This window comes from Pseudomonas stagnisoli (genome assembly GCF_048595745.1).
Lineage (GTDB): Bacteria > Pseudomonadota > Gammaproteobacteria > Pseudomonadales > Pseudomonadaceae > Aquipseudomonas > Aquipseudomonas alcaligenes_A.
The window spans coordinates 637,020-659,447 of sequence record NZ_CP184361.1; the positions used below are offsets into that span (position 1 = coordinate 637,020).

Below are 22,428 nucleotides of genomic sequence, written 5' to 3' on the forward strand. Positions count from 1 at the left end.
GCCATTAGAAATGCCGTTCGCGTCCGGCCATGAGGTCGCGTAGATTGCCGCGATGACGCCAGACGATCAGCCCGGTCAGCACGCACATCGGCAGCAGCGCCGCCGGCTGCTGCCAGGCCAGCAGGGGCAGCGTCAGCGGTGTGGCGATCAGCGAGGCGAGGGAACTGGTGCGGGTCAGGTAGAAGGTCAGCGCCCAGCTCGCCAGGGCCAGTAGGGCCGCCGGCGGATAGAGGCCGAGCAGCATGCCGGCCGCCGTGGCGACGCCCTTGCCGCCCCGGAAGCGGAAGTAGACCGGGTAGAGATGGCCGATCACGGCGGCGAGGCCGATCCAGGCCTGTTGTTGGACATCGAGGCCGAGCAGGTGGGCGACCAGCACGGGCAGCAGGCCCTTGAGCAGGTCGCCCAGCAGGGTCAGCACGGCCAGCTTCTTGCCGGCGACGCGCAGCATGTTGGTGGCGCCGGGGTTGCCCGAGCCGCTGGCGCGCGGATCGGGGCCGCCGCTCAGGCGGCTGAGCAGGATGGCGAAGGACAGCGAGCCGAGCAGGTAGGCGAGCAGTGCCAGCAGCCAGAACATGGTATCCATTCCGGGGCGAGTGAGCCCCGATTCTAGCGGCGAGACCCGTGTCTTGTCGTGCAGCGGAGACGAGGTTTGGACAAGGTTTTCATCGAGGGTCTGGAAGTCGACACCCTGATCGGGGCGTACGACTGGGAGCGCGGCATTCGCCAGTGCCTGCGCCTGGACCTGACGTTTGCCTGGGACATTCGCCCGGCCGCTGCCACTGACGACCTGAGCCAGGCCCTCGACTACGCGGCGGTGAACCAGCATGTGCAGGCCTTCGCCCGCGCCGCTCAGTTCGAGCTGGTGGAGACCTTTGCCGAGCGCCTGGCCGCCGAGCTGCTGGCACACTTCGGCGCACCCTGGCTGCGCCTGCGGGTCACCAAGCCCGGCGCCAACCCGGCGGCGCGCGCCGTGGGCGTGGAAATCGAGCGCAGCCGGCCATGACACCGATCTTCCTGGGGCTGGGGAGCAATATCGAGCGCGAGCAGCGCCTGGTCGCCGGGCTCGACGCCCTCGCCGAGTTCGTCCACGACCTGCGTTGCTCGCCGGTGTTCGAGAGCCGTCCGGTCGGCATCAAGAGCGGCAACTTCTACAACCTGGTGGTCAGCGGGTGCACCGAGCTGTCCCTGCATGAGCTGGATCGCCGCCTCAAGTTCATCGAAGCCGACAACGGCCGCTACGCGCCCGAGCGCAAGGGGCTGCCGCTGGATATCGACGTGCTGCTGTACGACGGCTTGGTCGGCAGCTTCGATGGCCTGGAACTGCCGCGGGCGGAGATTCTGAAGAATGCCTTCGTGCTCTGGCCGCTGGCGCTGCTGGCGCCGGAGGCGGTGCACCCCGTGGCCGACAAACCCTTCGCCGAGCTCTGGGCAACGGCGCAGATCGACCAGCAGCTGTGGCCGGTGCCTTTCGCCTGGCGCGGCGTGGAGCTGACGCCGGCCGCGCTGCTGCAGGCCTATCCGACGCCGTCCTAGCGCGCCGGCTGTCGGGCTACGCCTGCTGTGCGCTTTCCTTGTAGTGCCTGAGGGCTTGCAGGCGTTCGCCCTTCAGCGCTTCGCCCAGCTCTGCGCCCTTCAGGCCGCGCTCCAGCAGGGGCTGCACGTGCACCGCACGAGCTGCCTGCATGGCGCCGCGTAGGTACTCGGCCTGCGGGTAGGCGCGTTCCTCCAGGCCCAGACGGCCACGCGCGTCCATTTCGCAGGCGGCGATGAACTCCTCGAAGCGCTGCGGCCGGCGGTAGACGTCGAAGCTCTGCAGCAACTCCAGCAGGGTGTTGGCGCGCAGCTCCAGGGCACGATGACCGTGGGTGTGGTACTCGCCGACCAGCAGGGCCAGTTCGGCGCAGTCGCGCGGTGCCTTGCAGCGCTGGTTGACCGCGTCGATCAGCTTGAGCCCGCGATGTTCGTGGGCGATGTGGCGTGGCCATTCGGCCGGCGGCGTACGGCCCTTGCCCAGGTCATGCAGCAGGCAGGCCCAGCGCACGCTCAGCGGCTGCTCATGCCGGGCGCACTGCTGCAGCACCATCAGGCAGTGCACGCCGGTGTCCACCTCGGGGTGATGGGCTGCCGTCTGCGGGATGCCGAACAGGGCATCGAGTTCCGGCAGCAGCTCGGCCAGGGCGCCGCAGTCGCGCAGCACCTGGATGAAGACATCGGGGCGCGGCTCCATCAGCGCGCGGGAGATTTCCTTCCAGCTGCGTTCCGCGGTGAGCGCGCGCAGTTCGCCGGATTCGGCGAGCTGACGCATCAGCGCCAGGGTTTCCGGCGCCACGCTGAAGCCCAGCGGTGCGTAGCGCGCGGCGAAACGGGCGACGCGCAGCACGCGCAGCGGGTCCTCGGCGAAGGCCGGGGAGACATGGCGCAGGAGGCGCGCTTCAAGGTCACGCTGGCCGCCGTAGGGGTCGGTGATATGGCCCTGATCGTCCTCGGCCATGGCATTGATGGTCAGGTCGCGGCGGATCAGGTCTTCTTCCAGCGTCACTTCCGGGCTGGCGTGGAAGGTGAAGCCGCCATAACCTTGGCCGGTTTTGCGCTCGGTGCGGGCGAGGGCGTATTCCTCGCCGCTGTCGGGATGCAGAAAAACCGGGAAGTCGGCGCCCACCGGGCGAAAGCCCTGGGCCTGCATGGCTTCGGCGCTGGCGCCGACCACCACCCAGTCGATATCGCTGACGGGCCGGCCGAGCAGGCGGTCGCGCACGGCGCCGCCGACTTTGTAGATCTGCATGAATGAAGTCCTCCGTTGCCGCGGAGGATAAGCGAAAAGCGCCGGGCGAGGCGCTCATCCGGCCGTCAGATGGGCGGAATCACCAGGTCCAGACGCGGGTAGTCGTTGTCCTCGCTGTGCTCGCTGCGCGGCGGCACGTGCTGGACGCCGACGATCTGATCGCCGCGCAGGCTTTCCAGGTGGATGTCGAAGCCCCACAGGCGGTGCAGGTGCTTGAGCACTTCCTGGGTCGAGTCGCCCAGCGGTTTGCGATCGTGCTGGAAGTGGCGCAGGGTCAGAGAGCGATCACCGCGGCGATCCACGCTCCAGATCTGCACGTTGGGCTCGCGGTTGCCCAGGTTGTACTGGGCGGCCAGGGTCTCGCGGATCTGCCGGTAACCGGGCTCGTCGTGGATGGCGGGAATCAGCAGGTCGTCCTTCTGGTCGTCGTCGAGCACGCTGAACAGCTTGAGGTCGCGGATCACCTTGGGCGAGAGGAACTGCAGAATGAAGCTCTCGTCCTTGAAGTTGGCCATGGCGAACTTGAGGGTGCTCAGCCAGTCGCTGCCGGCGATGTCCGGGAACCAGCGCTTGTCCTCCTCGGTGGGGTGTTCGCACATGCGACGCAGATCGCTGTAGATGGCGAAACCCAGGGTGTAGGGGTTGATGCCGCTGTAGTAGGGGCTGTCGAAGCCGGGCTGGTAGATGACCCCGGTGTGTGACTGCAGGAACTCCATCATGAAGCCTTCGGTGACCAGGCCTTCATCGTACAGGTCGTTCATCAGGGTGTAGTGCCAGAAGGTCGCCCAGCCCTCGTTCATCACCTGGGTCTGGCGCTGCGGATAGAAGTACTGGGCGATCTTGCGCACGATGCGGATCACCTCGCGCTGCCAGGGCTCCAGCAGCGGCGCGTGCTTCTCCAGGAAGTACAGGATGTTTTCCTGCGGCTCGGCCGGCCAGCGCTTGCTGTCCTGATCGTGGCCCTTGCTGGCGCTCTTGGGGATGGTGCGCCAGAGGTCGTTGATCTGCTTCTGCAGGTGCTCCTCGCGCTCCTTCTGGCGGCGCCGTTCTTCTTCGGCGGAGATCGGGTAGGGGCGCTTGTAGCGGTCCACGCCGTAGTTCATCAGGGCGTGGCAGGAGTCGAGCAGCTCTTCCACGGCGTCGATGCCGTGGCGCTCCTCGCACTGCATGATGTACTGCTTGGCGAACACCAGGTAGTCGATGATCGAGCTGGCGTCGGTCCAGGTGCGGAACAGGTAGTTGCCCTTGAAGAAGCTGTTGTGGCCGTAGCAGGCATGGGCGATCACCAGGGCCTGCATGCACATGGTGTTCTCTTCCATCAGGTAGGCGATGCAGGGGTCGGAGTTGATCACGATCTCGTAGGCCAGGCCCATCTGCCCGCGCGAGTAGCCTTTCTCGGTGGCCAGGAAGTGCTTGCCATAGGACCAGTGGTGATAACCCAGCGGCATGCCGACCGAGGCGTAGGCGTCCATCATCTGCTCGGCGGTGATTACCTCGATCTGGTTGGGGTAGGTGTCCAGCGCATAGCGCTCGGCGATGCGCGCGATCTCCTTGTCGTACTGGCGGATCAGGTCGAAGGTCCATTCCGAGCCGGTGGAGAGGGGCTGGCGTCTGGCGCTCATGGGGCGTTCCTCAGGTGACCATGCGGCGCTGGAACAGCTCGCGGAACACCGGGTAGATGTCGGCGGCGGAAACCAGCTGCTGCTGGGCGAAGGAGGAGGGGAAGGTCTCGCTGACCTGTTCATACTCGTACCACAGCGCCTGATGCTCGCGCGGGGTGATCTCGACGTAGGTGAAGTACTGCATGAACGGCATGATCTGGTTGATCAGGATGTCGCGGCAGACCGGCGAGTCGTCGTTCCAGTTGTCCCCGTCGGAAGCCTGGGCGCCGTAGATGTTCCATTCGTTGACCGGGTAGCGCTCGGCCATGATCTCCTGCATCAGCTTGAGCGCACTGGAGACGATGGTGCCGCCGGTTTCCCGGGAATAGAAGAACTCCTCTTCGTCGACTTCTTTGGCGCTGGTGTGGTGGCGGATGAACACCACCTCGATGCGTTCGTAGTTCCGCTTGAGGAACAGGTAGAGCAGGATGAAGAAGCGCTTGGCGATGTCCTTGGTGGCCTGGGTCATGGAGCCGGAGACGTCCATCAGGCAGAACATAACCGCCTTGGAGCTGGGGTTGGGCTGCTTCACCAGCAGGTTGTACTTGAGGTCGAAGGTATCGAGGAACGGCACGCGGTGGATGCGCGCACTCAGGCGCTCGATCTCCGCTTCCACCGTCTGAATGTCGCCGAAGTTGTCCGGCTCCTCGCGGCGCAGGCGCTCCAGCTCGGCCTTGGCCTCGCGCAGCTTGGCGCGGCTGGAGCCGGACAGGGCGATGCGGCGGGCATGGGCCGAACGCAGGGTACGGACGATATTGATGCGCGAGGGGTTGCCCTCGTTGCTGATGCCGGCACGCACCGTCTTGAAGGTGTCGGTGCCGGTTAGGTGGCGCTTGATCAGGTTGGGCAGCTCCAGGTCCTCGAACATGAAGTCGAGGAATTCCTCCTGGGTGATCTGGAACACGAACTCGTCCATGCCTTCGCCGGAGTTGCTCGCCTTGCCGGAACCCCGGCCACCGCCACCACCTTGCGGGCGTTGCACATGGTCGCCGGCGTTGAACTCCTTGTTGCCGGGATGGACGACGGTCTGCCGACCGCCGCGGCCGTGATGCAATACTGGCTCATCGATGTCGCGGCCGGGAATGCTGATCTGCTCGCCGTGCTCCATGTCGGTGATGGAGCGCCGACTGACCGCCTCTTCGACGGCCTTCTTGATGTGCTCACGGTAGCGCCGCAGGAAGCGCTGGCGGTTTACCGTGCTCTTGTTCTTGCCGTTCAGGCGCCGGTCGATCACATAGCTCATGACTTCTCCTTAGAACCCGCCCCCGGCAGCGAGCCGGCGAGCAGGTTCATGGCACGCTCGCCCTTGCGGACGCGCGGCGACCGGCGCCGCGGTCTTGCCGCGACGCCGATGGCAGACTACTGCGACTTGCGCACCCGCAGGTACCATTCCGACAGCAGGCGCACCTGCTTCTCGGTGTAGCCGCGCTCGACCATGCGTTTGACGAAGTCGTTGTGCTTCTGCTGATCCTCCTTGCTGGCCTTGGCGTTGAAGCTGATGACCGGCAGCAGGTCCTCGGTGTTGGAGAACATCTTCTTCTCGATGACCACCCTCAGCTTCTCGTAGCTGAGCCAGGTGGGGTTCTTGCCGTTGTTGTTGGCACGGGCGCGCAGCACGAAGTTGACGATCTCGTTGCGGAAGTCCTTCGGGTTGCTGATGCCGGCCGGTTTCTCGATCTTCTCCAGCTCCTCGTTGAGGGCCACTCGATTGAGAATCTCGCCGGTTTCCGGGTCGCGGTATTCCTGGTCCTGGATCCAGAAGTCGGCGTACAGCACATAGCGGTCGAAGATGTTCTGCCCGTACTCGCTGTAGGACTCCAGGTAGGCGGTCTGGATTTCCTTGCCGATGAACTCGATGTAGCGCGGCGCCAGGTACTCCTTGATGTAGCGCAGGTAGCGCTCGCGCATTTCGGCGGGGAACTGCTCCTGCTCGATCTGCTGTTCCAGCACGTACAACAGGTGTACGGGGTTGGCGGCGATCTCGTGCGGGTCGAAGTTGAACACCTTGGACAGGATCTTGAAGGCGAAGCGGGTCGACAGGCCGTTCATGCCCTCGTCGACGCCGGCGCTGTCGCGGTATTCCTGGATCGACTTGGCCTTGGGATCGGTATCCTTGAGGTTCTCGCCATCGTAGACGCGCATCTTCGAGTAGATGTTGGAGTTCTCCGGCTCCTTCAGGCGGCTCAGTACGGAGAACTGCGCCAGCATCTTCAGGGTGTCCGGTGCGCAGTGGGCGTTGGCCAGCGAGCTGTTGATCAGCAGCTTGTCGTAGATGCGCACCTCGTCGGTGACGCGTAGGCAGTAGGGCACCTTGACGATGTAGATACGGTCGATGAACGCTTCGTTGTTCTTGTTGTTGCGGAAGCTGTGCCACTCCGACTCATTGGAGTGGGCCAGGATGATGCCGCTGTAGGGCAGGCCGCCAAGGCCCTCGGTGCTGTTGTAGTTGCCCTCCTGGGTGGCCGTCAGCAGCGGGTGCAGCACCTTGATCGGTGCCTTGAACATCTCGACGAACTCCATCAGGCCCTGGTTGGCCCGGCACAGTGCGCCCGAGTAGCTGTAGGCGTCGGCGTCGTTCTGCGGGTATTCCTCGAGCTTGCGGATATCCACCTTGCCGACCAGGGCGGAGATGTCCTGGTTGTTCTCGTCGCCCGGCTCGGTCTTGGCGATGGCGATCTGGTTGAGGATCGAGGGGTGCAGCTTGACCACGCGGAACTTGCTGATGTCGCCGCCGAATTCGTTGAGGCGCTTGGTCGCCCAGGGCGACATGATCGAGCGCAGGTAGCGCTGCGGGATGCCGTACTCCTCTTCGAGGATCTTGCCGTCCTCGTCGGCGTTGAACAGGCCGAGCGGCGACTCGAACACCGGCGAGCCCTTGATGGCATAGAAGGGGATGTGTTCCATCAGCTGCTTGAGCTTCTCGGCCAGCGAGGACTTGCCGCCGCCCACCGGACCCAGCAGATAGAGGATCTGCTTCTTCTCCTCCAGGCCTTGGGCGGCATGGCGGAAGTAGGAGACGATCTGGTCGATGCACTCTTCCATGCCGTGGAAGTCGGCGAAGGCGGGATAACGACGGATCACCTTGTTGGAGAAGATTCGCGACAGCCGTGGGTCGGCCGAGGTGTCGAGCAGCTCGGGCGAACCTATGGCCATCAGCATGCGTTCGGCTGCGGTGGCATAGGCGCTGCGGTCGGTCTTGCACAGCTCCAGATATTCCTGCAGGGAATATTCTTCCTGCCGAGTCGCCTCGAAACGTTGCTGGAAGTGGCTGAATATACTCATGACTGCACCTCGCTCGCTTGCGTGGAGCCGGCGCGGGGCATTCGGGCGGGTGCGCGGGAGGACGGCGGGTCGGCCGTTGAACATCCCCCTGAACACGACAAAGACGCTACCGATGGCCCGGAACCGGTGTGCCGGCTCTCCCTTCTGGATGGCCTCGTCTTAAGCGTAGTTCGGTTTCGCCGGCGTCAAGTGTGGCGAGAGGGTGACAAGGTGTTGCCGTTCGTCGGCAGGCTACGGCTGGCGCGGCTTTGCGCCGCGCCGGATTTTTTATTCGAGCTCGCTGCGCGATACCTGATCCGGGTATTGGCTGCGCCACAGCTCGAAGCCGCCGTCCAGGCTGTAGACCTCGGCAAAGCCCTGGTGTGCCAGGTAGGCGGCGGCGCTCTGGCTGGAGTTGCCGTGATAGCAGGTGACGATCAGCGGGTGATCGAAGTCGGCCTTGGCGATGAAGTCCGCCAGGCTGTGGTTGTCGAGATGGCTGGAGCCACTGATATGGCCGCTGGCGAAGCTCTGCGGGTCGCGGATATCCACGACCACGGCACCCTGCTCGCGCAGGGCCTGTGCCTGTTCCGGGGCAATGCGTTTGAATTCGCTCATCGGGCGATCTCCTTGCAGTCGCAGCGGTGTTTCTCGCCGCTGTCGATATTCATCAGGGTCATGGCGCCGCCCCACACGCAGCCGCTGTCCAAGGCGTGCAGGCCGGGTTCGTCGCAGTGGCCTTCCAGCGCTGCCCAGTGGCCGAAGATGATCTTCTGCCCGCGGGTCTTGCGCGAGGGCCAGCTGAACCAGGGGGCATAGCCAGGCGGGGCAGTGCCAACGCCTTCCTTGCTCTTCAGATCGAGGGTGCCGTCCTCGGTGCAGAAGCGCATGCGTGTGAAGTAGTTGGTGATCACCCGCAGGCGGGTGACACCGTGCAGGTCGCCGTCCCAGCAGGCCGGTTCGTTGCCGTACATGCCGTCGAGGAACAGCGGCAGGCGGGCGTCGTCACGCAGCACTTCCTCGACTTCGGCGGCGCGCTTGAGCGCCTTCTTCAGCGTCCACTGCGGCGCGATGCCGGCATGCACCAGGGCGATGTCGCGCTGCTCGTCGTAGTGCATCAGCTTCTGCTGGCGCAGCCACTCGAGGAGGTCGGCGCGGTCCGGCGCGTCGAGGATTTCCTGCAGGGTGTCGTGCTTCTTCAGCCGCTCGACATTGTGCGCCGCCGCCAGCAGGTGCAGGTCGTGGTTGCCGAGCACGCAGACCAGTGCCTCGCGCATGGCGAACAGAAAGCGCAGGGTTTCCAGCGACTGTGGGCCACGGTTGACCAGATCGCCGACCAGCCAGAGTTTGTCCCGTGCTGGGTCGAAGGCGACGCGTTCGAGCAGGCACTGCAGTGGCTGCAGGCAGCCCTGCAGGTCGCCGACGGCATAGGTCGCCATCAGTGCAGGGCCCCCGGTACGGCCAGGCGGAAGGGCGCGATGGTCGCATCGAAGCGTTTGCCATCGTCGGCGAGCATCTGGTAGCTGCCGTGCATGTTGCCGACCTTGGTCGCCATCACGGTGCCGCTGCTGTAGGTGTGGCGCTCACCCGGCTGCAGGTGCGGCTGCTGGCCGACCACGCCGGCGCCGCGCACCTCCTGCACACGGCCGTCGCCGTCGGTGATGATCCAGTGCCGGCTGAGCAGCTTGGCTGCCTCGCTGCCGGCGTTGTGGATGGTCACGGTGTAGGCGAAGGCGTAGCGGTTCTGCTCCGGGGTCGATTGCTCCGGCAGGTAGCGGGTTTCGACGCTGACGTCGATCTGGTAACGCGGGTCGGCCATCTGGGAAAACTCGACAGGCTGGAAGGGCAGTTTAGTCCGCTTGTTCGGCGCTCTGGCGTGCGGCCAGCTGATCGGCCAGGCGCACGAAGGCAGCCAGGTCGAGCTGTTCCGGGCGCAAGCCGCCATCCACGCCGGCGGCCTCGATGGCCTCGGCCGGCAGCAGCTGCTTGAGCGTGTTGCGCAGGGTTTTGCGGCGCATGTTGAAGGCCTCGCGTACCAGGCGCTCGAGCAGGCGATGATCCTTGGCCGGGTGCGGCAGCACTTCGTGCGGCACCAGGCGAACGATGGCCGAATCGACCTTGGGCGGCGGATTGAAAGCGCCTGGCCCGACATTGAACAGATGCTCCACCCGGCAGTGATACTGCACCATGATCGACAGGCGGCCCCAGTCGCCACCACCCGGCTCGGCGGCCAGGCGCTCCACTACCTCTTTCTGCAGCATGAAGTGCATGTCGCGGATCAGCGGCGCGTTGTCCAGCAGGTGGAAGATCAGCGGCGTCGAGATGTTGTACGGCAGGTTGCCGACCACTCGCAGGCTGTGCGGCGCGGCCTGCAGGCGGGTGAAGTCGAACTTCAGGGCGTCGCCCTGGTTGAGGCGGAAGTTGGGGTTGCCACCGAACTTGGCCTGCAGGATGGGGATCAGGTCGAGGTCCAGTTCGATCACGTCGAGCTGCGCGCCGCTGCCCAGCAGACCTTCGGTCAGCGCGCCCTGGCCAGGACCGATCTCCAGCAGGCGCTCGCCTTCCCTGGCATGGATGGCGCGCAGGATGCGGTGGATGACCCCGGCGTCGTGCAGGAAGTTCTGGCCGAAGCGCTTGCGCGCGCGGTGTTGGTATTCGGACATGGGTACGGCTCCAAGCTTCAAGCCACAAGCTCAAAGCACAATGCAAAGAGCGGCAGTTTAGCAGCCAAGCGGCCAGGCTCTAAGCCTCCCGCGCCACAACCCGCGCGAGAAAAGCCTTGGGTCTGCGATCAGCGACGTGCCGCGGCCATCTGATAGGCGGTTTCCAGGGCCACCTGCAGGCTGCCGGTATCCACCTGACCGCTGCCTGCCAGGTCCAGGGCGGTGCCGTGGTCGACCGAGGTGCGGATGATCGGCAGACCCAGGGTGACATTGACCGCCGCACCGAAGCCCTTGTACTTGAGCACCGGCAGGCCCTGGTCGTGGTACATCGCCAATACCGCGTCGCAGTGGTCGAGGTGCTTGGGGGTGAACAGGGTGTCGGCCGGCAGCGGTCCGATCAGGTTCAGGCCCTCGCCGCGCAGGCACGCCAGGGTCGGCTCGATCACCTCGATTTCCTCGCGGCCCAGATGGCCACCTTCGCCGGCGTGCGGGTTGAGGCCACAGACCAGGATGCGCGGGGCAGCGATGCCGAACTTCTCCACCAGGTCGGCATGCAGGATGCGGCTGACGCGCGCCAGGCGCTCGGCAGTGATGGCGTCGGCGACGTCGCGCAGGGGCAGGTGAGTGGTCACCAGGGCCACGCGCAGGCCACGGGTCGCCAGCATCATCACCACCTGCTCGGTGGCGGTCAGCTCGGCGAGAAACTCGGTATGGCCGGAGAAGGGGATGCCGGCCTCGTTGATCACGCCCTTGTGCACCGGCGCGGTGATCATCCCGGCGAAGGTGCCGTCGATGCAGCCCTGGCCGGCGCGGGTGAGAGTCTGCAGTACATAGTCGGCGTTGCTGCGGTCCAGCTGTCCGGCAACCACCGGGGCGGCCAACGGGGTGTCCCAGACATACAGGCTGCCGGCCGGCGCGGGGGCGTGTGGCCAGTGGCCGGGGCCGACATCGTGCAGCTCGATGTGCAGGCCCAGCTGTGCGGCGCGCTCGGCCAGTAGTTGGCGGCTGGCCACCGCCACCAGCACCTGAGGCTGGGCCTCGCGCGCCCGCAACAGGCAAAGATCCGGGCCGATACCGGCCGGCTCACCGGGGGTCAGGGCAAACAGGCGGGATGCGAGCATGATCGATCTCTTCGGGCTGGCGGATGGGCGCTATTTTACGCTCAAGAAAAAGCCCGGCGGTGCCGGGCTCTCTGGTGGTGCTGCGAATCGTCAGAGTTTGATCTCGACGTAGGCCTCGTCGCGGATCTGGCGCAGCCAGGCCTGCAGCTCCTCGTCGTACTTGCGGTTGCGCAGGGCATTCATGGCCTGCTGCTCGCGGTACTGCTCGCTGCTGTCGGTAGCGCGACGGCCCATGACTTCCAGGACGTGCCAGCCGTAGGGGCTCCTGAACGGCTTGGAGAGCTGGCCGCTGGGCGTCTTGGCCATCACTTCGCGGAACTCCGGCACCAGGGTGTTGGGGTCGATCCAGTTCAGGTCGCCGCCATTGAGCGCGGAACCCGGGTCCTCGGAGAAGCTCTTGGCCAGGGTGGCGAAGTCTTCGCCAGCGATGATGCGCTCGTACAGACGTTCGACCAGACGCTGGGTCTCCGCTTCGCTGCGGACTTCGTTGGGCTTGATCAGGATGTGGCGCACATGCACTTCATCGCGAACCTGAGTATCGCCACCACGCTTTTCCAGCAGTTTGACGATCATGAAACCGCTGGGGGTGCGGACCGGCTCGGTGATGTCGCCGACGTTCAGGCTGCGCAGCAGCTCGACGAAGGTCGGCGGCAGCTGGGCGGCCCGGCGCCAGCCGATCTCGCCACCGTCCAGTGCGTTCTCGCTGGCGGAGCTGGAGATCGCCAGCTGGGCGAAATCGGCGCCGCTGCGCAGCTGGTCATAGATGCTGGAGACTTTCTGCGCCGCCGCACGGATTTCGTCCGGTGAAGAAGCCTCGGGCACCGGAATCAGGATGTTGGCCAGCCGGTAGTCTTCCGACAGCTGCATCTGACCGAGGTCGGAGGCGAGGAAGTTCTGCACTTCCTGATCGGTGACCTGGATACGCTCGGCTACGCGGCGCTGACGCACGCGGCTGATGATCATCTCGCGACGCACCTGGTCGCGGGCTTCCTCGTAGGACAGGCCGTCACGCGACAGGGCGGCACGGAACTGATCCAGGGTCAGGTTGTTACGCTGGGCAATGCTGCCCATGGCCTGGTTCAGTTCCTCGTCGGTGATGCGGATGCCGGAGCGGTCGCCGATCTGCAGTTGCAGGTTCTCGACGATGAGGCGCTCCAGCACCTGTTGCTGCATCACGTCCTGGGGCGGCATCTGCCCGCCACGCTTGGCGATGCTCTGCTCGACTTCACGCAGGCGCTGATCCAGCTGGCTGTACATGATCACGTCGTTGTCGACGATGGCGACCACGCGATCGAGGGACTGGAACTGCGCCTGGGCGCCGGAGGCGAGGAGAACTGCGCCCAGCAACAGCGGGCGCAGGCAATCAGAAAGCTTGTTCTTCACGTTCACGATAACCTTGAATGCCTTGCTCGAGGAAACCTTCGGTCTTGCCGCCCAGCACATTGCCGAGCCCCTTGAGGACGACCTGCAGGAAGATGCCGCGATCCGGCTCTTCGTTGACGTCCGGGTTGAGACTGGTTTCGTCGTAGTCGATCCAGTAGCGGTTGATCAGGCGCAGTTTCCAGCAGCAGCTGTCGTACTCGAAGCCGCCGAAGGCTTCCAGGGTGCGGTTGCGTGCGTAGTCGTGCTGCCAGCGGGCGATCACGTTCCACTGCGGGACCATCGGCCAGATGACGGAGACGTCATGCTGCTCGATCTTGTAGTAGTCCTTGATGTAGTTGGCGGTGCCCGGAGTGCCGAAGTCGCTGCCATAGGTCCAGGTACCACTGGCCTGGTCATAGCGAATGGTGTCGTCGCGATAGCGGAAGCCGGCGTTGACTACCTTGTTCGGGTTGTCTTCCGGCTGGTAGTGGAACATCACGCTGCCGGAGCGGGTGCGGTGGGTTTCGCCATCCCAGTTGAAGTCGGAGGTCAGGCGCCAGTCGCGGTTGAAGCGGTACATGTACTCCAGCGCGTAGGGCGAGAAATCGGACTTCGCATCGTCGCGGGTACGGTAGTCGATACCCGGCATCTGCACCTTGCGATCGGCGAAGTAGATGGCCTGGCCGATGCTGAAGGTCTGGCGTTCGAAGCCGTTGTCTTCGATCCAGCGGCTGGTCACGCCCAGCGACAGCTTGTTCTCGTCACCGATGCGGTCGCGTCCAGAGAAGCGGTTGTCGCGGAACAACGAGGCATAATTGAAGCTGTATTCGCCGGTGTCGAACACCGGGATCTCATCCTGATCCTCTTCCGGCACATACAGATAGTATGCGCGCGGCTCCAGGGTCTGGCGGAAGTTGGTGCCGAACAGCTGGGTATTCCGGTCGAAGTACAGGCCGCTGTCGATGCTGGTGATCGGTACGCTGCGGTCTGGAGAGTCCTGGAAGTTGCCCGTCAGCTGGGATTTGCCGATGGAGTCCAGGTCCAGATCATACTGCGTGTAGGCATACTTCAGGCTCGGCTTGATGAAGCCCCAGCTGTTTTCCATCGGCAGGCTCATGCCCGGCTCGAGATGGATGCGGTCGCCCGTCGAGCGGGCGATGCCGCTAACAAAGTTGTCGTACCAGGGCTGGGCATTTCCGTCTTCGTCGATGAAGTTGCCGCTGCGCAGGTTGCGATCGAAGCGGACGAACTCGCTGCCATAGAAGAAATTCAGGCCGCCCGGTTGGAACGGCAGCTGTCCATCCAGAGTGAGCTGCGGCAGGCGCTCGTACGGCGTGATATCGATGACGCTGGTCTGCGCATAGGCGTGAGCGTTCAAGCGGGCAACGAAGCTGTCGCCGCGGTAGGTGAGCGTGCCGCGCTGATTGAGGAAGTCTGGGGTTTCCAGGTTTTCCAGGTCGCTGTCGAGGTCCTGGAAGTAGTAAGGATCGCTGATGTCGGTGTAGTCGACTTCGGCCAGCAGGCGCGAGTCGAGGCCCTGCTTGTGCTGCCAGTTGTACATCCAGCGCTGGTCTTCGTACTCGGACTGCAGCTTGCGTTCGTCTTCCTGGTCATCCAGGTAGGCGCCACCGATCTGGCCTTCGCTGCTCTTGGTCAGGTAGCGGAACTCGCCTTCCAGCAATAGGCCGCGCTTGGCCATGTAGGTCGGGTAGAGGGTGGCGTCGTAGTTCGGCGCCAGGTTGAAGTAGTAAGGCGTCGACAGCGAGAAACCGGTGTCGCTCGAGGTGCTGATGCCCGGGGCGAGGAAGCCGGACTGGCGGCGATCATCGATCGGGAAATAGATGTACGGGGTGTAGAAGACCGGAATGTCTTTCACCCGCAGGGTTACGTTGGTCGCGGTGCCGAAGCCGGTGGCGGGGTCCAGCTTGACGTTGTTGCCTTTCAGGTGCCAGGCGTTGCTGCCGGGTTCGCAACGGGTGAAGGTACCGTCCTTGAGGCGGACGACGGCGCTCTCTTCGCGCTTGGCGTAAAGCGCGCTGCCGCGGACGTGGCCCTTGTGAATCACGTATTCGGCGTTCTCGACCTTGGCCTCGCCGTTGTCCAGCTGGATCTCGGCGCGGTCGCCGACCACCAGCATGCCGTTGTCGCGAATGCGCACGTTGCCTTTCAGCTCGCCGCGGTTCTCGGCCTGGTGCAGGGTGGCCTCGTCGGCCTCGATCTGCATGCTCGACTGGCGCAGGACCACGTCACCGGCCAGGGTAGCGGCTTCCTTTTCCTGCTCGTAGCGCGAGGCTTTGGCCGAAACGAAGGTCGGCGACTCGTTCATCGGCGTGTCGTCGTTCATCCCCGGGCGCAGCGGCTCGACGTAGGAGCCCTCGCAGTAGGGGCCGACTTCCGCCAGCTGGGCGGCAGTCAGCTGCTCGCGCGGTACCCAGTCGAGGTGGCTGTAGTCGGCGCTACGGCTCTGCAGGGCGCGCCCACCGCTCTCGGTGACCAGTACCGGCTGCTCGCCCTGGGCTTGGCCATCGACGGACTTGGCATCGGCCGGCGCGGAGCTGACAGCATTGGCGCTGTGCTGCGGACGCGGCAGGTCGACGGCGGCGTTGCTCTTTGGCGTGCAAGCCCAACCGCCGGTGGCGGAGGCACTGCAGTCATACTGCTCGGCAGCGACGGCGAAAGGCGAGGCCAGGGGTTGCAGGGCCAGCAAGCCGCCGGTCACCAGCAACGGGAATTTTTTACGGAACAGGGGGAGTTTTACTGCCATCTTGTTTTTCCGGGCTTCCTGCGCGCCTTCGACCCGCGGGGGCCGCACGCCTCTCGATGGGCTGAAAAAGATGCTGGATAATAAAGCATGACCCGCGCAACGGCTAGCGCCGTCGGAGACCCCTGTAATGCCTGATCAAGATGTACGCCTCCAGCTCCTGCAGAGCTGGCTGGAACAGTGTTTGCCCGCCCTTTTCGAGCGCGAAGGCTGGGGCGCGGTGCCCCAGGCGAGCCTCACGCCGGCCAGTAGCGACGCCAGTTTCCGTCGCTATTTCCGCTGGCAGGCCGAGGGCCGCAGCCTGATCCTGATGGATGCGCCGCCGCCCCAGGAAGACTGCCGCCCCTTCGTGCGCATCGCCGCGTTGCTGGCAGACAGCGGTGTGCATGTGCCGCGCATCCTGGCTCAGGACCTTGAGCGGGGCTTCCTGGTGCTGGACGACCTGGGCCGGCAGACCTGGCTGGAAGTGCTGAATGCCGACAACGCCGATGCTCTTTTCGAGCAGGCTCTGCAGGCGCTGGTGAGGTTCCAGCGCATGCCAGGTGCAGAGGCGCTGCCGCCCTACGACGATGCCCTGCTGCGCCGCGAGCTGCAGCTGTTCCCCGACTGGTACCTGCAGCGTCATCTCGGCGTCGAGTTGAACGAGGTGCAGCGCGACCAGTGGCAACGGGTCTGCGACCTGTTGGTCGATAGCGCCCAGGCCCAGCCGCGGGTGTTCGTGCATCGCGACTACATGCCACGCAACCTGATGCTGAGTGAGCCCAATCCGGGCATCCTCGACTTCCAGGACGCCGTGCACGGCCCCATCAGCTACGACGTCACCAGCCTGTTCAAGGATGCCTTCCTCAGCTGGCCGGAAGCGCGCGTGCAGGTCTGGCTGCAGCGCTATTGGCAGCTGGCGCGTGAGGCGGGCCTGGCGATGCCGGCCGAGTTAGCCGATTTTCAGCGCATGAGCGACCTGATGGGCGTGCAGCGCCACCTCAAGGTGATCGGCATCTTCGCGCGCATCTGCCATCGCGACGGCAAGCCGAAGTACCTGGCCGATGTGCCGCGCTTCTTTGCTTATATAGAAACGGTGCTGGCGCGCCGGCCGGAGCTGGCCGTGCTCGGCGAGCTGCTGGCCAGCCTGCCGCAACGTGAGGCTCAATCGGCATGAAGGCGATGATTCTGGCGGCGGGCAAGGGTGAGCGCCTGCGCCCCCTGACCCTGCATACGCCCAAGCCGCTGGTGCGGGCCGCCGGCACGCCGCTGATCGAGTTTCATGTGCGCGCCCTGGCCGCCGCCGGTTTCACCGAGCTGGTGGTCAACCATGCCTGGCTCGGTCAGCAGATCGAGGATTACCTGGGCGACGGTAGCCGCTTCGGCCTGCGCATCGCCTACTCGGCCGAGGGTGAGCCGCTGGAGACCGGCGGGGGCATCTTCAAGGCGCTGCCGCTGCTGGGCGAGGAGCCCTTCCTGGTGGTCAACGGCGATATCTGGACTGACTACGACTTCGCCAACCTGCGCCGCCCGCGCGAGGGCCTGGCGCATCTGGTGCTGGTCAGCAACCCGGCTCATCACCAGGCCGGCGATTTCCGCCTGCACCTGGGGCGGGTCAGCGATGCCGTCGCCGGTGAGCCTGCGCTCACCTACAGCGGCATCGCCGTGCTGCATCCGCGGCTGTTCGCCGGTTGTCAGCCGGGTGCCTTCAAGCTGGCGCCGCTGCTGCGCGCGGCCATGGCCGACGGCCAGGTGAGTGGCGAGCACCATATCGGGCGCTGGGTCGATGTCGGCACCCACGAGCGCCTGGCGGAAGTCGAGCAATTGCTGATGGCGGGGGCCTGAGATGCTGTGGCCGGCGACCCTGCTCGGTGCAGCCGCGGGGCTGGCGTTGGCCAGCATCCCCGGCGCGCTGCTGGGCGGCTTGCTGGGGCAGGTGCTGGATCGGCGCATGCGCCTGCAGTCGCTCGACCACCTGCGCGAACTGCTCGGGCGCAAGCCGGCGGCGCTGGATGACGAGGACCTGCTGTTCATGCTGATCGGTCGCCTGGCCAAGAGTGACGGGCGGGTGCTCGACAGCCATATCCAGGCCGCGCGCAACGAGATGCAGCGCCTTGGCCTGGACGAGCCCGCGCGGCGCCGTGCCATGCAGGCCTTCAATCGTGGCAAGCAACTCGAGGACCGTGAGCTGCGCGCGCCGCTGCGGGCTCTGCATCATCGCCCCGAGCGTAGCGAGGCGTTGCTGCGTACCTGCTGGCGCATGGCCTGGGCCGATGGCCGGGTGAGTGAGGCTGAAGCCCGCCTGATCCGCCAGTGGGGCATCTGGCTCGGCTGGCGGCGCGAGGCGCTGGCGGCCTTGGCCGGCGAGTACGAGCCGGCGCGCAAGGTGCCCGAGGTAAAAACCAGCGATTACCAGGCGGCGCTGCGCCTGCTCGGTGTGCAGGCAGACAGCGAGCCGGCGGTGATCAAGCGCGCCTACCGGCGCCTGATCAGCCGTCATCACCCGGACAAGCTGGCCGGCTCCGGCGCGACCCCGGCCCAACTGCGCGCCGCCACCGACAAGACCCGCGAGCTGCAGGTCGCCTACGAGCTGGTGCGCCAGCGTCACGGTTTCCGTTAGTTCGGCTACTGCTTCTCCAGCCAGCCGCGGATGCGGCGGAACAGCTGTTCCTGTTCCGCCTCCTGGTTGCCCGGCAGTGCCTTGAGGGCGATCTGCGTGTAGCCGTCGTGGGCCAGACGTTTGCTGGCCTGCTTGCGCCGCACGGCGCTGCCGCGGTCGGCGGCCTGATCCTTGTAGAAGAAGTCGCCGGTGGCCAGCTTGAGGCCGGGGATCAGCTCCTCCAGGGGCGGAGTCTGCCCGGCGGGCAGTTGCGCTGCCACGACCACTAGCTGCTTGATGGCCTCGGGCTTGCGCTCCTTGAGATAGAGTGCCGCCCAGTAGGCCCCCGCGCCATGGCCGAGCAGCACGATGTTCTTGGCGTCCTGCTGTTCGGCGAAGGCGATGCCGGCCTGGATGCGGGCAAAAATGCGCTCGGCCGGATCGACAGGGGCTGGCGCGGGCGGCGGCGTGGGGGCTGCCTCTGCTGGCGCAGTGGCGTCAGTGGTCTCGCTGGGGGCCTGCTCGGCGCCTTCGGCAGGCTGGCTGGCGGTATCGACGGTCACCGGCTCGGGCGTGCGCGGCAGCACCGCCTCCGGCAGCGGCGCATCCTTGCTGTCCGGCAGGCTCAGGCTCAGCGTGCTCCAGCCAATATCTGGCAGCTTGAGGCGCAGCGGTTTGATCGTTTTCGGCCAGTCGGCACTTTCGTCGGCGCCCGGAATCAACAGCACCATGCCTTTGGTTTCGGGCGCATTGGCCGGTTTCCACAGTGCCAGGAATGACTCGTCGCCGGCCTGTAGCATCTGTTGCTCACCCTTCGGCAGCTGGCGCTCGAGTGCTTCGGCGCTGTCCTGGCTGCGCTCCTCCAGGGGTGCCCGCGGCACTTCCGCTGGCGCTGGGGCCTCGCTGGCGGCGGGCTCGGCCGGTGGTTCCGTGGGAGTGGTTTCCTCGGCATGCAGGGGCAGGGCGAGAGTCAGGCTCAGGGCCAGGAGTGTCGGCAGGACTGGACGGCGCATCTCAACACTTCACTTGGGGGATGATTCCTGCAGCCTAAGCGCTTACTCGCGGTTTGTCAGGTAAGGTAGGGGCGGGCTTGATGAGGTGGGTGGGCGTCGTGCGCAGGATACGTGTGGTCTGTTGGCTGTTGCTCCTGTGTCCGCTGCTGGGGCAGGCAGTCGAGCTGGATGCGGCCCAGCATGCCTGGCTGGCCGAGCATCCGCGGCTGCGCGCCGGGGTAGTGCTGCAGGCGCCCTATGCCGAGTATCAGCGGCGCCAACAGCAACTGGGCGGGCTCAATGTGGAGCTGACCGAGACCCTGGCCGCGTCGCTCGGCATCACGCTCAGCTGGCGCAGCTTCGAGACCCAGGCCGCGCTGGAGCAGGCCCTGCGTGACGGGCGCATCGACTTTGCTCCCGGGCAGGTGCAAACGCCTGCGGGCCTGCGCCTGTGGCGTTACAGCGACCCCTACCTGCGCATTCCGCACCTGCTGGTGGGGGAGCGCCTCGGCGAGGTCAGCGTCGAGCTGGAGCGCCTGGGCGAGCGCGAACCTATCGCTGTACGCGTGCCCAGCGCGGTGGCCGACTATCTGCGCAGCAACTACTTCAACCTGCACCTGCAACCCCAGCCCTCGGCCCGCCAGGCTTTGCAGGCGGTGGTCGAACAGCGGGCGCGCTACGCGGTGGTGGACCAGGCGCAGCTCAGCCGGCTGAGCCAGGAGAGCGATTACTCGCGTCTGGCGATCATTGCCGACGTCGGCCTGCCGCAGTTGCTGCGCTTCGGTACCCGGCCCGACTGGCCGCAGCTGGGCGCCATCCTCGATGCCGGCTTGCGCCAATTGCCGGCCGAACAGCTGGAGCAGCTGCAGCAGCGCTGGCTGACGGCGAAGAAGCCGGGCCTCGGCGAATCACCCCTGTTCTGGCGCAGCCTGAGCATCCTGCTCGGCTTGCTGCTGGCGGTCTGCATCCTCCTGCTCAGCGTGCTGCGGCGCCAGCGTGGGCGGCTGGAGAAGCGCCTGCTGGAAGCGCGGCAGACCCTGGCCCAGCGTGAGGTGGCCGAGGAGGCCCTGCGCCTGGCGCAGTTCTCTCTCGATCACAGCACGGTGGGCATTCTCTGGGTCAACTGGGACAGCCGCGTGCGCTATGCCAACCAGGCGGTCGCCGAGATGCTCGGCTACACCCCGCAGGCCATGGTCGACCGGGCCCTGCAGGAGTTCGAGCCGACCCTCGGCATGGACCGCTGGCTGAATCTGTGGAAGCGCGTACGCCAGCATGAGGAGGGCGCGCTGAGTTTCGAGAGCAGCTGCCGGCGCGCCGACGGCAGCACGATGCCGGCCGATGTCACTCTGGGCTTCCTGCGCTTTCGCGAGGCCGAGTACCTGGTGGTCTACCTCACCGATGTCACCGAGCGCCGCCGTGCCCGGGCCGCCCTGGAGGAGAGCGAAGCGCGCCTCAAGGGTATCGCCGGCAACGTGCCGGGCCTGGTGTTCCGCCTCGAACGCCCGCGTCCGGGGGCGCTGGTGGATTTCGCTTTCATCAGCGAGGGCAGCGAACAGTTGGTTGGTTATCCGCCGGCGACCATCATGGCGACTGACTTCGGCATACGCAGTCTGGTTCATCCGGACGACCGCGCCGCCTATCACGCCACTCAGGATGCCGCCATCGAAGCGGCCAGCGACTGGCAGTGGCAGGGCCGCATCCTCACCCGCGACGGTCGCGTGCGCTGGGCCGACATCAAGGCCAGCGCCCGCCAGCTGAGCGCCGAGCATGTGGTGTGGGACGGGGTGGTGTGGGACATCAGCGACAACAAGACGATCGAGCTGGAGCTGGCCGAGTCGCGGGCCCAGCTGCGCGAGCTGTCGGCGCACCTGGAGAGCGTGCGCGAGGAGGAAAAGGCACGCATCGCCCGCGAGGTGCATGACGAGCTGGGTCAGGTGCTGACCGTGCTCAAGCTGGAGACCTCCATGTGCGAGCTGGCCTACGCCGGTCTCGATCCTGGCCTGCAGGCGCGCCTGGACAGCATGAAGAAGCTGATCGCCAACCTCTTTCAACTGGTACGCGACGTGGCCACCGCCCTGCGCCCGCCGATCCTCGATGCCGGTATCGGCTCGGCCATCGAATGGCAGGCGCGGCGTTTCGAGGCGCGCAGCGGTATTCCCTGCCTGGTGCAGGTGCCGGAGCAGCTGCCGCAGCTGTCCGATGCCAAGGCCATCGGCCTGTTCCGTGTGCTGCAGGAGGCGCTCACCAACGTGCTGCGGCATGCCCAGGCGCACACGGTGGAGATCGCCCTGGAGGCGCAGGGGGGCGAGCTGTGCCTGCGCGTCAGTGACGATGGTCGGGGTTTCGATCCGCAGGCGCAGCGCGCACAATCCTTCGGCCTGGTCGGCATGCGCGAGCGCGTGCTGATGCTCGGTGGCCGCCTGGCGCTGGCCAGCGCGCCGGGCGAGGGCACCACGCTGGTGGTGCGGGTAGCTCTGGATGAAGAGGTGGTAGCGTGATTCGAGTACTGGTGGCCGAGGACCACACCATCGTCCGCGAGGGCATCAAGCAGCTGATCGGCCTGGCCAAGGATCTGCAGGTGGCCGGCGAGGCCAGCAATGGCGAACAACTGCTGGAAACCCTGCGCCACACGCCCTGCGAAGTGGTTCTGCTGGATATCTCCATGCCCGGCGTCAATGGTCTGGAAGCCATTCCGCGCATCCGTGCGCTGACTCATCCGCCGGCGGTGCTGGTGCTGTCCATGCATGACGAAGCGCAGATGGCCGCCCGCGCCCTGAAGATCGGCGCGGCCGGCTACGCGACCAAGGACAGCGACCCGGCCCTGCTGCTCACCGCCATCCGCAAGGTCGCCGCGGGCGGGCGCTACATCGACCCCGAGCTGGCCGACCGCATGGTCTTCGAGGTGGGCCTGACCGATTCGCGGCCGCCGCATTCGCTGCTCTCCGAGCGTGAGTTCTCGGTGTTCGAGCGCCTGGTGCGCGGCGAGGGGGTCAACGAGATCGCCCAGCACCTGTCGGTCAGCAGCAAGACCGTCAGCACCCACAAGGCGCGCCTGATGCAGAAGCTCAACCTGCACTCGGTGGCCGATCTGGTGAAGTACGCGGTCGAGCACAAGTTGATCTGAGACAAGCACCTCATTTGCACCCCTTTACATTGCGGTCGCTTCGTGGCTGATTGGTCAGCTTTCGCGGCGGCCGCTCTGGCGCGCGCCTTTCGCCCGCTCACAGGGCATCCATGCAACGGGGGA

The 22,428-nt window shown here is 65.8% G+C and carries 20 protein-coding genes; 7 read left to right on the plus strand and 13 right to left on the minus strand.

Annotation, left to right across the window (positions count from 1 at the left end; genetic code table 11):
- Window positions 1–4: 4 nt before the first annotated feature.
- Window positions 5–574, minus strand: a complete 570-nt coding sequence (plsY, locus tag ACOAPY_RS03010) for a glycerol-3-phosphate 1-O-acyltransferase PlsY (protein WP_465154995.1) — start codon at window positions 572–574, stop codon at window positions 5–7.
- A 75-nt stretch (window positions 575–649) separates the two neighbouring features.
- Here plsY and folB point away from each other — a divergent pair, with 75 nt between their 5' ends.
- A complete protein-coding gene (gene folB / locus ACOAPY_RS03015; protein ID WP_076424116.1) occupies window positions 650–1,003 on the plus strand; it encodes a dihydroneopterin aldolase in 354 nt (117 codons plus the stop codon).
- Complete coding sequence (gene folK, locus ACOAPY_RS03020) at window positions 1,000–1,533, plus strand: 2-amino-4-hydroxy-6-hydroxymethyldihydropteridine diphosphokinase (RefSeq protein ID WP_203790489.1); 534 nt, start codon at window positions 1,000–1,002, stop codon at window positions 1,531–1,533. The genes folB and folK overlap by 4 nt, the downstream gene beginning before the upstream one ends.
- Window positions 1,534–1,549: 16 nt before the next feature.
- Here folK and ACOAPY_RS03025 read toward each other — a convergent pair whose 3' ends face one another.
- The 11 genes from ACOAPY_RS03025 to ACOAPY_RS03075 all read right to left on the minus strand — a co-directional run bounded on the left by ACOAPY_RS03025 (window position 1,550) and on the right by ACOAPY_RS03075 (window position 15,614).
- Window positions 1,550–2,782 (minus strand): multifunctional CCA addition/repair protein, encoded by a 1,233-nt coding sequence (locus tag ACOAPY_RS03025; protein ID WP_465154996.1) that lies wholly within the window; start codon window positions 2,780–2,782, stop codon window positions 1,550–1,552.
- Window positions 2,783–2,847: 65 nt separating this feature from the next.
- Complete coding sequence (locus ACOAPY_RS03030) at window positions 2,848–4,404, minus strand: SpoVR family protein (protein ID WP_076582586.1); 1,557 nt, start codon at window positions 4,402–4,404, stop codon at window positions 2,848–2,850.
- Between the two features lie 10 nt (window positions 4,405–4,414).
- A complete protein-coding gene (locus ACOAPY_RS03035) occupies window positions 4,415–5,686 on the minus strand; it encodes a YeaH/YhbH family protein (RefSeq protein ID WP_021702500.1) in 1,272 nt (423 codons plus the stop codon).
- A 116-nt stretch (window positions 5,687–5,802) separates the two neighbouring features.
- Window positions 5,803–7,725 carry a PrkA family serine protein kinase gene (locus ACOAPY_RS03040; RefSeq protein ID WP_076424128.1) on the minus strand — a complete coding sequence of 641 codons (1,923 nt, stop codon included), beginning with the start codon at window positions 7,723–7,725 and terminating at the stop codon, window positions 5,803–5,805.
- Window positions 7,726–7,992: 267 nt separating this feature from the next.
- Window positions 7,993–8,322 (minus strand): thiosulfate sulfurtransferase GlpE, encoded by a 330-nt coding sequence (glpE, locus tag ACOAPY_RS03045; RefSeq protein WP_465154997.1) that lies wholly within the window; start codon window positions 8,320–8,322, stop codon window positions 7,993–7,995.
- Entirely contained in the window at window positions 8,319–9,143 is an 825-nt protein-coding gene (locus ACOAPY_RS03050; protein WP_465154998.1) for a symmetrical bis(5'-nucleosyl)-tetraphosphatase, read from the minus strand. The genes glpE and ACOAPY_RS03050 overlap by 4 nt, the downstream gene beginning before the upstream one ends.
- Entirely contained in the window at window positions 9,143–9,523 is a 381-nt protein-coding gene (gene apaG, locus ACOAPY_RS03055) for a Co2+/Mg2+ efflux protein ApaG (protein WP_076582590.1), read from the minus strand. The genes ACOAPY_RS03050 and apaG overlap by 1 nt, the downstream gene beginning before the upstream one ends.
- A gap of 31 nt (window positions 9,524–9,554) precedes the next feature.
- Complete coding sequence (gene rsmA, locus ACOAPY_RS03060; RefSeq protein ID WP_465154999.1) at window positions 9,555–10,367, minus strand: 16S rRNA (adenine(1518)-N(6)/adenine(1519)-N(6))-dimethyltransferase RsmA; 813 nt, start codon at window positions 10,365–10,367, stop codon at window positions 9,555–9,557.
- A gap of 128 nt (window positions 10,368–10,495) precedes the next feature.
- Window positions 10,496–11,488: a 4-hydroxythreonine-4-phosphate dehydrogenase PdxA gene (gene pdxA / locus ACOAPY_RS03065; RefSeq protein ID WP_465155000.1), complete on the minus strand. Its 993-nt coding sequence runs from the start codon at window positions 11,486–11,488 to the stop codon at window positions 10,496–10,498.
- 90 nt (window positions 11,489–11,578) lie between these two features.
- A complete protein-coding gene (locus tag ACOAPY_RS03070; protein ID WP_465155001.1) occupies window positions 11,579–12,877 on the minus strand; it encodes a peptidylprolyl isomerase in 1,299 nt (432 codons plus the stop codon).
- Window positions 12,852–15,614 carry an LPS-assembly protein LptD gene (locus tag ACOAPY_RS03075; protein ID WP_465155003.1) on the minus strand — a complete coding sequence of 921 codons (2,763 nt, stop codon included), beginning with the start codon at window positions 15,612–15,614 and terminating at the stop codon, window positions 12,852–12,854. The genes ACOAPY_RS03070 and ACOAPY_RS03075 overlap by 26 nt, the downstream gene beginning before the upstream one ends.
- Window positions 15,615–15,741: 127 nt before the next feature.
- On the opposite strand from ACOAPY_RS03075, the gene ACOAPY_RS03080 reads away from it, so the two are divergent.
- The 3 genes from ACOAPY_RS03080 to ACOAPY_RS03090 are packed head-to-tail and all read left to right on the plus strand — an operon-like array spanning window position 15,742 to window position 18,210.
- The gene (locus ACOAPY_RS03080; protein WP_465155004.1) at window positions 15,742–16,767 is read left to right on the plus strand and encodes an aminoglycoside phosphotransferase family protein; all 1,026 of its coding nucleotides are present in this window, start codon (window positions 15,742–15,744) and stop codon (window positions 16,765–16,767) included.
- Entirely contained in the window at window positions 16,764–17,435 is a 672-nt protein-coding gene (murU, locus tag ACOAPY_RS03085; RefSeq protein ID WP_465155005.1) for an N-acetylmuramate alpha-1-phosphate uridylyltransferase MurU, read from the plus strand. Before ACOAPY_RS03080 ends, murU begins: the two co-directional genes overlap by 4 nt.
- A 1-nt stretch (window position 17,436) precedes the next feature.
- Entirely contained in the window at window positions 17,437–18,210 is a 774-nt protein-coding gene (locus tag ACOAPY_RS03090; RefSeq protein ID WP_465155006.1) for a TerB family tellurite resistance protein, read from the plus strand.
- 5 nt (window positions 18,211–18,215) lie between these two features.
- Here ACOAPY_RS03090 and ACOAPY_RS03095 read toward each other — a convergent pair whose 3' ends face one another.
- Window positions 18,216–19,202 carry an alpha/beta hydrolase family protein gene (locus ACOAPY_RS03095; RefSeq protein ID WP_465155007.1) on the minus strand — a complete coding sequence of 329 codons (987 nt, stop codon included), beginning with the start codon at window positions 19,200–19,202 and terminating at the stop codon, window positions 18,216–18,218.
- Between the two features lie 98 nt (window positions 19,203–19,300).
- On the opposite strand from ACOAPY_RS03095, the gene ACOAPY_RS03100 reads away from it, so the two are divergent.
- Both ACOAPY_RS03100 and ACOAPY_RS03105 read left to right on the plus strand, forming a co-directional pair.
- Window positions 19,301–21,679, plus strand: coding sequence for a PAS domain-containing sensor histidine kinase (locus tag ACOAPY_RS03100; protein ID WP_465155008.1), 2,379 nt, complete (start codon window positions 19,301–19,303; stop codon window positions 21,677–21,679).
- Window positions 21,676–22,305: a response regulator gene (locus ACOAPY_RS03105; protein WP_076582609.1), complete on the plus strand. Its 630-nt coding sequence runs from the start codon at window positions 21,676–21,678 to the stop codon at window positions 22,303–22,305. Before ACOAPY_RS03100 ends, ACOAPY_RS03105 begins: the two co-directional genes overlap by 4 nt.
- The last annotated feature ends 123 nt before the right edge of the window (window positions 22,306–22,428 follow it).

Excerpts from the sequence above, each read along its gene's own strand:
- plsY (WP_465154995.1), bottom strand. The coding sequence starts at position 574 with ATGTTCTGGCTGCTGGCACTGCTCGCCTACCTGCTCGGCTCGCTGTCC.
- folK (WP_203790489.1), top strand. The coding sequence starts at position 1,000 with ATGACACCGATCTTCCTGGGGCTGGGGAGCAATATCGAGCGCGAGCAG.
- ACOAPY_RS03025 (WP_465154996.1), bottom strand. The coding sequence starts at position 2,782 with ATGCAGATCTACAAAGTCGGCGGCGCCGTGCGCGACCGCCTGCTCGGC.
- ACOAPY_RS03030 (WP_076582586.1), bottom strand. The coding sequence starts at position 4,404 with ATGAGCGCCAGACGCCAGCCCCTCTCCACCGGCTCGGAATGGACCTTC.
- ACOAPY_RS03035 (WP_021702500.1), bottom strand. The coding sequence starts at position 5,686 with ATGAGCTATGTGATCGACCGGCGCCTGAACGGCAAGAACAAGAGCACG.
- ACOAPY_RS03040 (WP_076424128.1), bottom strand. The coding sequence starts at position 7,725 with ATGAGTATATTCAGCCACTTCCAGCAACGTTTCGAGGCGACTCGGCAG.
- glpE (WP_465154997.1), bottom strand. The coding sequence starts at position 8,322 with ATGAGCGAATTCAAACGCATTGCCCCGGAACAGGCACAGGCCCTGCGC.
- ACOAPY_RS03050 (WP_465154998.1), bottom strand. The coding sequence starts at position 9,143 with ATGGCGACCTATGCCGTCGGCGACCTGCAGGGCTGCCTGCAGCCACTG.
- apaG (WP_076582590.1), bottom strand. The coding sequence starts at position 9,523 with ATGGCCGACCCGCGTTACCAGATCGACGTCAGCGTCGAAACCCGCTAC.
- rsmA (WP_465154999.1), bottom strand. The coding sequence starts at position 10,367 with ATGTCCGAATACCAACACCGCGCGCGCAAGCGCTTCGGCCAGAACTTC.
- pdxA (WP_465155000.1), bottom strand. The coding sequence starts at position 11,488 with ATGCTCGCATCCCGCCTGTTTGCCCTGACCCCCGGTGAGCCGGCCGGT.
- ACOAPY_RS03075 (WP_465155003.1), bottom strand. The coding sequence starts at position 15,614 with ATGGCAGTAAAACTCCCCCTGTTCCGTAAAAAATTCCCGTTGCTGGTG.
- ACOAPY_RS03080 (WP_465155004.1), top strand. The coding sequence starts at position 15,742 with ATGCCTGATCAAGATGTACGCCTCCAGCTCCTGCAGAGCTGGCTGGAA.
- murU (WP_465155005.1), top strand. The coding sequence starts at position 16,764 with ATGAAGGCGATGATTCTGGCGGCGGGCAAGGGTGAGCGCCTGCGCCCC.
- ACOAPY_RS03090 (WP_465155006.1), top strand. The coding sequence starts at position 17,437 with ATGCTGTGGCCGGCGACCCTGCTCGGTGCAGCCGCGGGGCTGGCGTTG.
- ACOAPY_RS03095 (WP_465155007.1), bottom strand. The coding sequence starts at position 19,202 with ATGCGCCGTCCAGTCCTGCCGACACTCCTGGCCCTGAGCCTGACTCTC.